This is a genomic window from Nostoc sp. NMS9, from assembly GCF_017114995.1.
GTDB lineage: Bacteria > Cyanobacteriota > Cyanobacteriia > Cyanobacteriales > Nostocaceae > Nostoc.
The window spans coordinates 20,579-27,555 of sequence record NZ_JABXKL010000106.1 but is presented as its reverse complement, the minus strand read 5'-3'; the positions used below and the strand labels follow the sequence as shown (position 1 = coordinate 27,555).

Genomic DNA, 6,977 nt, shown 5'->3' with positions numbered 1-6,977 from the left:
GAGAGGCTTTGAAACCCAGTTTTAGTTTTTCTCTGCTTGTATGAAACCACCCTGCCTCCCCTTGCCAAGGGGAGGGGCTGGGGGTGGGGTGCAATGATTGTGGAAATCATAACTAATTACCCGGACATGATATAAGTTCGACTTTATTCAAACAAGACGCGATAAATCGCGTCTCTACATGAGGATTTTGGGCTTATCTGAACTGTATTGCCATATAGGTTTTAGGATTAGCTTTCGTGCAACGACTCCGCAGGAGTATTGCGTTGTGAAAAAAATGGATAAAGTCGAGCTAAGTGAGACGCTATTAGATTTATCGACAGCAGCGGATTTTATGGGCTGGTTCAAATAGTGTTAAAGAAAGCTGACCACTTTACTCAACTTCCTCACAATGAATTAACAGCTTTTCCATCGCTTCTGCTAGAGAAATCAATTCTGTCCAAGAGGAACCACTAACTAAATTTTGGGCGTGAGCTAATCGGTTTCGCAACTGTTCAGCAGACTTGAGGAAACGTTCGCCAAACCGTTTTGATTTTAGTCCTAGTTGCTGGAGAAGTTCTGGTTGATTTAAAATCAACTCTCGCTTATCACAGAATTGTAGATAATCTAACAAATCGGTGGCTTCGTTTCTTTCCTGACTTTCTCGCCATAGTCGTTGAGCAACTTCTAAGCGCTCAGGTTTAAGGACTTTTTGCCAAGAATCTTGGGGATAGTAAATCCGCACCAGCCGCAGCAAATTCATTTCTAGCAGCGTTACTAAGCCAAACAGTAGCATTCGCACGGGTGCTTTTTGCAAATCACCACAGGTAACAATACCACTGACCTGATTGCAATCTAAGACAAACAATCGCGGAGTTTGTTGCAAAATGGGTAGCAACTTGATCAGTGGGGTGGAAATAGCAATTAGTTCTTTGGGATGAAACACCCGTTGATAGTCGCTACATTTACCTTTTTTATCTGGGATCAAACTAGAGCGTTCTACATAACCGCTAATAATATCTCCCGTCTCAACGGCGATAACATCAAAATTTTGTGCTTGCATCCAATGCAGCACTTCTTTCGCCTCCGCATCAGCTGGCATAGCTTTCAGGGGTTCTGCCACGTATTCAATGGTGATATTGTTCTCAAATAAACTTCGCAGGTCTTGAGAACGTGATTTTAGGTGTTTCATCCCCTGGCTGTGAACTCACGTTAAATAATCCTACGGCACTCACGCGATCGCCAGTGGAATTTTCTGTTAGATTATCCTTGCGTAAGCGTAGCTATCCCAACAAATACCATAGACCAATGTTATACCATCTTAGTTGGTATCATTTGAGTGATGATTTAGACAATTTCAAGTAACAAAATATTTCGCATCTATAAAAAAATAAATATCTATGTAGTTAACTATATGAGAATAGTTGATTAATTTGCGATAAAAATGCCGAAAATACTGACAAAAGAAATGTTATTACTAAAACGACGTATCGAATTGATACTTGGTAGAATTTTACCAAGATAACCAAAATTGATAATATTATTATGCCAAGAAAAGAACAAGGATGGGTTACATTTCAAACCTCAGAGGACGAGCGGAAGATTCTAGAGGAGTTCTGCGAACAGTCTCAACGCACCAAGACTGAGATTCTGCGGGAACTCGTGCGTAGTCTCACTCAGCATTCCTCAATATCAATATTACCAGCAACTCAGCAGGAAAAACAGGAAGATATCGACTCTACTCAAAAGCCTGACATAGAAAGTAGTATTCAAAAAAAATCATTAAAAGTTAGCTCTCGCAATATTCTTAAAGGTGTGGTTAAACGAGTTGTTTATGGAGCAGTTAATAGTGAGGTTACTCTGGAGATTATTCACAAAGTAGAATTAACTTCGATTATCACCAGAGCTTCCGCAGAAGAGTTGGGATTATCTGAGGGGAAAGAAGCTTATGCAGTTATTAAATCTAACGATATTGTCATTGCTAGAGAATAAAAATACGTTGATTTTGGGCGTTATACCAATTCTGTATGAAGATGCGCTAAACCATATTTAAGTACAAGAAAGAAAAACGAACCGCAAAGGACGCAAAGGACACAAAGAAAGAAAGAAAGAAGAAGTTAAGAGGGTTTGGCGCAGCCTCACAAAGAAATGGTATTAGATATTAAGAGAATAAACTTTCTTCACTTGACTATATATAGTTGATGCGATCGCTTATGTAATAACTGTTTTTGTATCAATTGAAAACACCATAAGGTAGCATAGGTGTGGTTCTTTGCTGAAGTTGATACAGATAACAGATGTGCTATCTGATATCATGTCCGGCTAATTAGTTCTAATTCCCTTTCTCTATGCAGAAAGCCCAAAAACCCATCCCCTCTGCCCCTCTGCCCCTGGAGCAGTCTTAATGATAAGTCTTTAACCGGACATGATATGACGCTTGCACCACAAAATCTGATGCTGTAAGAGTTGGCGCACCAGTCAGAGTTGCAAAAAAACCGCTGTTGCGCCTAATCAGCCATTCCTATGCTCTGCATGGGAACGATATAAACAAGTCACAGTAACAACAATTAACCTTCTTTAATCGCTGCTTGATAGCGACCTAGCGCAATTAAAGGAAAGTATTGTTGATACAGATGATACTTAAGATAAAAATGGCAAGGGAATCCAGTACCTGTAAAGTCCGCCTCAAACCAAGTACCATCGGGTTGTTGAGTTGCCACAAGGTAGCCAATTCCTCGCTCAATCACATCAAAAGCTAATTTACCAGTTGCTTCACCTACTGCTATCAACCCAATTAAAGCCCAGGCAGTTTGAGATGCAGTACTATTTCCTTTTCCTTTGAGACTGGGATCGTCGTAGCTGCGGCAAGTCTCACCCCAACCACCATCTGGATTTTGACATCCAACTAACCAAGCTGCTCCTCGTTCTATACTTTTTTTATGCTTTTGAGGATCAATTAACGCCAAGGCTGATAAAACGCCACTGGTGCCGTAGATATAATTTACACCCCAACGACCAAACCAACAGCCTTCGGTTTCTTGTTCGCGCAGAAGATAAGTAAGCGATCGCTCTAAATTATCACTATCAATTGACAAATCACAAGCACCAACCATTTCTACGACTCTAGCCGTAACATCTGCGGTATTTGGATCGATCATCGCTTTCAAGTCGCCATAAGGGATGGAGTTGAGCCAATCTTGATCGTTATCCAAATCAAAAGCAGCCCAACCACCTGGTTTACATTGCATAGATGCAATCCAGTTTAAGGCACGAGCGATCGCAGCCTGCTTGATTTTTTCATTAGGAAGTTTTGCCAAATGTAGAGCCATCACCACCACTGCTGAGTCATCGACATCGGGATAAAAGCGATTCTCAAACTCAAAAGCCCAAGCCCCTGGTTTTCCTTGGCGATTTTTGACAGCCCAATCTCCGTAATCTAAAATTTGTTTTTGTAACAACCATTCTCCAGCCTTTACTACAGCTGAATGATCTGGTGCAAAGCCAGATTCTACTAAAGCACGTATCGCCCAAGCTGTATCCCAGACGGGTGAAATACAAGGCTGTACCCGATAACTATTCTCTGTTTCAATGACAAAGTTATCAATTGCTTGCAAACCACGTTCTACAATGGGATCGTTTCGGTCATAATCCAGACACCGCAAAGCCAGCATTGAATTCAGCATCGCCGGAATAATGCCGCCCCAGTCGCCTGTAGCTTCTTGGCGCTCTAAAATCCACTTTTCGGCGGCTTTGATGCCTTCTTGACGAAAGGGTACTGAATTCAGGCTTTCTGCCAACTTGAAACCTCGATCAAGGGTAAGAAATAAATCTGTCCAATCGCCACTTTGGGGTAATTCCCACTGGACTCGATCAACACCTTCAGCGTATAGCTCATCTAGGTTGATAGTTGGGTTGGCGATAAAAACAGGTTTGCGATCGCACACAATCAGTAATGGTACTGTGCTGGAACGTGCCCAGCTAGACATCTCGTAGATATTGACAGGGAAAGCTTTTGGCAATAGCATCACCCAAGCTGGTAGCGAGGGAATACCGCGCCAGTTGTAGCAGCCAATCAAGGCTAGGTGTAACTTGGTAAAAATCCGAGTTTTGCTGATCCCACCCCGTTGGAGAATAAAGGCTTGTGCCCGAATCATCGCCGGATCGGTTGCTGGTACACCTAGCAATCTTAGCGCCATATAGGCTTCAACCGAGGTGCTAATTTCTCCGCCATCACCGTAGTAAAGTTCCCAACCGCCATGCTGCCGTTGCTCTTGACGCAAATATGCTTCAATTTTGTGTAAAGGTCTGGTTTGGTCTGTTCCCCAAATTTTATGCAGGAGGACAACTTCAGCAGTGATGGTGACATTCGATTCTAACTCTGCCCACCAATAACCTGCCAGATTTTGAATCGAAAGCAGATATTCTTGGCTAGCTGCGATCGCTTCTGCGACTTGATTGACTTTTACCCTGTCTTGTGTTTGCATCAAAAACTATTTAACCTCAACACCCAACACTAGTTATGAATACGGTATTACAGCGAAAAATTTTTTTTCCTGTATCAATAGACATAGTATTGTGTCTGAGTCACTGATAATTTGCAATAGGTCATGGATGTAATTGTATTAGGATTGATGCTCTTATCCTTGACAATTTGGTTAGGATTACTGGGTTTTTGGGGACAGTTTTGGCGGACAGACCAGCAATTAGAGGTTACAGAAACTCAGCTAGAATCGTTACCTGTGGTTTGTGCTGTAGTTCCAGCCCGTAACGAAGCCGAATTGCTACCAACTAGCTTGCGATCGCTCCTACTCCAAGACTATCCTGGTTCTTTCAACGTGTTTTTAGTAGACGATCGCAGCACAGACCGGACAGCAAATTTTGCCGAAGGGGTTGCACACGCCCTTGGTAAACCCCAGCAATTGCATATTATCTCAGGCGTTTCACTGCCTCCCGGTTGGTCGGGTAAACTTTGGGCAGTTGAGCAAGGCATAAAGAGCGCTAGTAAATTTGCACCCGATTATTTTTTGCTGACTGACGCAGATATCGAACACGATCCTGGTAATCTCCGCCGACTCGTTGCTAAAGCTATGCAGGAAGATTTAGACCTGGTTTCGGTAATGGTACGACTCAGGTGTGAAAGCTTTTGGGAAAAATTTTTGATTCCAGCTTTCGTCTTTTTCTTCCAAAAACTCTATCCTTTTCGCTGGGTGAATAATCCCAACAATCCCACAGCAGGAGCCGCCGGGGGATCTATTCTGATCGCCCGTGAAGCTTTAGAGCAAATCGGGGGTATTCAAGTGATTCGCCAAGCTTTAATTGACGATTGTGCCTTGGCTCAGGCTGTTAAGAAGAGCAGGGGAGCAGGGGAGCAGGGAAGCAAGGGAGCAGGGGAGCAGGGGAGCAGAGGAGACAAGGGGGACAAAGAAAATAATCATGCCCAATCCCCAATGCCCAATCTCCAATGCCCAATCCCCAGTCAAGGTCGTATCTGGTTAGGATTGAGTAGCTTGACTCGTAGTTTGCGCCCTTATGACTCGCTGGCGACGATTTGGGATATGGTTGCTCGTACTGCCTATACCCAACTGAATTATTCGGCATTACTACTATTGGGAACTTTGGTGGGAATGCCTCTGATTTATCTAGCTCCACCTGTATGTGTGATTTTGGGTGCAGTTTGGAGCAATTGGGCGATCGCACTTACAGGTATATTAGGATGGCTATTAATGACTTTCGCTTACTACCCGACAATCCGCTTTTATAAATGTTCTCCCTGGTTCGCATTGAGCTTACCTGCGATCGCTTTTCTCTATACCCTGATGACTTTAGACTCAGCACTTCGTCATTGGCAAGGGCGCGGTGGCGCTTGGAAAGGAAGAGTTTATCCCAGTTCGGATAATTTATAGTTAGAATAAAATTGAAATTACAAAATTCGGTAGTGCTAATCTAAAATTATTAAAGTAAGCCTAAAGTGGTTGATTAAAAGAACTATGACAACCGCAACACCAACAATTAATCCTGTTACTGTCCCCAAAAAGCTGCCTTTTCTGGAGTCTATTTGTTGGCAGACTGCTGATGTGTATCGTTTTACTTCAGAACAAATGCTGAGTCGCTATGAGCGTGGCTGGCAGTATCACAATTTATTTAACAATCTTGAAGGCGAAGAACTCAATTTTCTTCAGGAACTTGCCAGACGCTATAAATCCTGGTTGCAAGTCTGTTTATGACCTTCAGGTTAGAACACCATAATCAAATTCTCACAGTTCTTGAATCCTTAGATTCAGACATACTTAGAAAGGGTTCTGCTTACTTCGGTGGCGGAACCCTTCTTGCATTTGAGTTTGAAGAATATCGTTGGAGTAAGGATGTTGATTTTATCGCTTCTGTTGGTACAGAAGGCTACAAATACCTACGGGAAGTGGTATTTGAAGATGGGCATGAAGCATTATTTCGGGATTTAAGTAAAATCCAAGTTGGACGTAGCACAACTGACCAATATGGAATTCGGATGATTGTTTTTGTCGATGATATGCCGATTAAAACGGAAATTATTGCCGAAACTCGTTTTCAACTAGACCCGCCAAGATATCCAAACTGGTCACTTGTTCCCTGCTTAAGCTTCAATGACTGTTTTACCTCTAAGCTACTGTCAAATTCTGACCGTTACGCCGATGACAGCGTTGAGGCAAGAGATTTAATCGATCTAGCAGTTCTCAGGCTGCAATCTCCAATACCTCAAGCATCAATTGAGAAGGCTGAAAAAGCTTATCAGGTTATGCGCCCTTTGAAAAGAGCGATCGCACTATTTCAGGGAAGACCGGATTACAGGGAGAAATGCTTTCTCGGTCTGCAAGTCGATCAATCTCAGATACCCAAAATTATCGACGGTATTGATTTGCTATCTACAGATTTAGGTTTATCTCACACTCCAAGGACTTTTCAAGAACAACATGATATCTTTGGTGATTTAGAAACACAAATTGAAAAACGAGCAGATTCTTAAA

Annotated in this window: 6 protein-coding genes; 4 read left to right on the top strand and 2 right to left on the bottom strand. The window is 42.6% G+C overall.

Annotation, left to right across the window (positions count from 1 at the left end; translation table 11 throughout):
- Window positions 1-370 precede the first annotated feature (370 nt).
- On the bottom strand, window positions 371-1,168 hold the full coding sequence (locus HWQ40_RS34630) for a hypothetical protein (RefSeq protein ID WP_292786994.1): 798 nt from the start codon (window positions 1,166-1,168) through the stop codon (window positions 371-373).
- Window positions 1,169-1,521: 353 nt separating this feature from the next.
- Here HWQ40_RS34630 and HWQ40_RS34625 point away from each other — a divergent pair, with 353 nt between their 5' ends.
- Entirely contained in the window at window positions 1,522-1,968 is a 447-nt protein-coding gene (locus HWQ40_RS34625) for a molybdopterin-binding protein (protein WP_292786992.1), read from the top strand.
- A gap of 575 nt (window positions 1,969-2,543) precedes the next feature.
- Here the strand turns inward: HWQ40_RS34625 and shc are convergent.
- Window positions 2,544-4,460, bottom strand: a complete 1,917-nt coding sequence (shc, locus tag HWQ40_RS34620; RefSeq protein ID WP_292786990.1) for a squalene--hopene cyclase — start codon at window positions 4,458-4,460, stop codon at window positions 2,544-2,546.
- A gap of 123 nt (window positions 4,461-4,583) precedes the next feature.
- Here shc and HWQ40_RS34615 point away from each other — a divergent pair, with 123 nt between their 5' ends.
- The 3 genes from HWQ40_RS34615 (at window position 4,584) to HWQ40_RS34605 (ending at window position 6,976) form a co-directional block, all read left to right on the top strand.
- Window positions 4,584-5,879 carry a glycosyltransferase gene (locus HWQ40_RS34615; RefSeq protein ID WP_292786988.1) on the top strand — a complete coding sequence of 432 codons (1,296 nt, stop codon included), beginning with the start codon at window positions 4,584-4,586 and terminating at the stop codon, window positions 5,877-5,879.
- Window positions 5,880-5,963: 84 nt separating this feature from the next.
- Window positions 5,964-6,200 (top strand): hypothetical protein, encoded by a 237-nt coding sequence (locus HWQ40_RS34610; RefSeq protein ID WP_292731248.1) that lies wholly within the window; start codon window positions 5,964-5,966, stop codon window positions 6,198-6,200.
- The gene (locus HWQ40_RS34605) at window positions 6,197-6,976 is read left to right on the top strand and encodes a nucleotidyl transferase AbiEii/AbiGii toxin family protein (protein WP_292786986.1); all 780 of its coding nucleotides are present in this window, start codon (window positions 6,197-6,199) and stop codon (window positions 6,974-6,976) included. The genes HWQ40_RS34610 and HWQ40_RS34605 overlap by 4 nt, the downstream gene beginning before the upstream one ends.
- Window position 6,977 lies beyond the last annotated feature (1 nt).

Bases quoted from the DNA above. Each gene is read 5' to 3' on its own strand.
- HWQ40_RS34630 (WP_292786994.1), bottom strand. From the start codon at position 1,168: ATGAAACACCTAAAATCACGTTCTCAAGACCTGCGAAGTTTATTTGAG.
- HWQ40_RS34625 (WP_292786992.1), top strand. From the start codon at position 1,522: ATGCCAAGAAAAGAACAAGGATGGGTTACATTTCAAACCTCAGAGGAC.
- shc (WP_292786990.1), bottom strand. From the start codon at position 4,460: ATGCAAACACAAGACAGGGTAAAAGTCAATCAAGTCGCAGAAGCGATC.
- HWQ40_RS34615 (WP_292786988.1), top strand. From the start codon at position 4,584: ATGGATGTAATTGTATTAGGATTGATGCTCTTATCCTTGACAATTTGG.
- HWQ40_RS34610 (WP_292731248.1), top strand. From the start codon at position 5,964: ATGACAACCGCAACACCAACAATTAATCCTGTTACTGTCCCCAAAAAG.
- HWQ40_RS34605 (WP_292786986.1), top strand. From the start codon at position 6,197: ATGACCTTCAGGTTAGAACACCATAATCAAATTCTCACAGTTCTTGAA.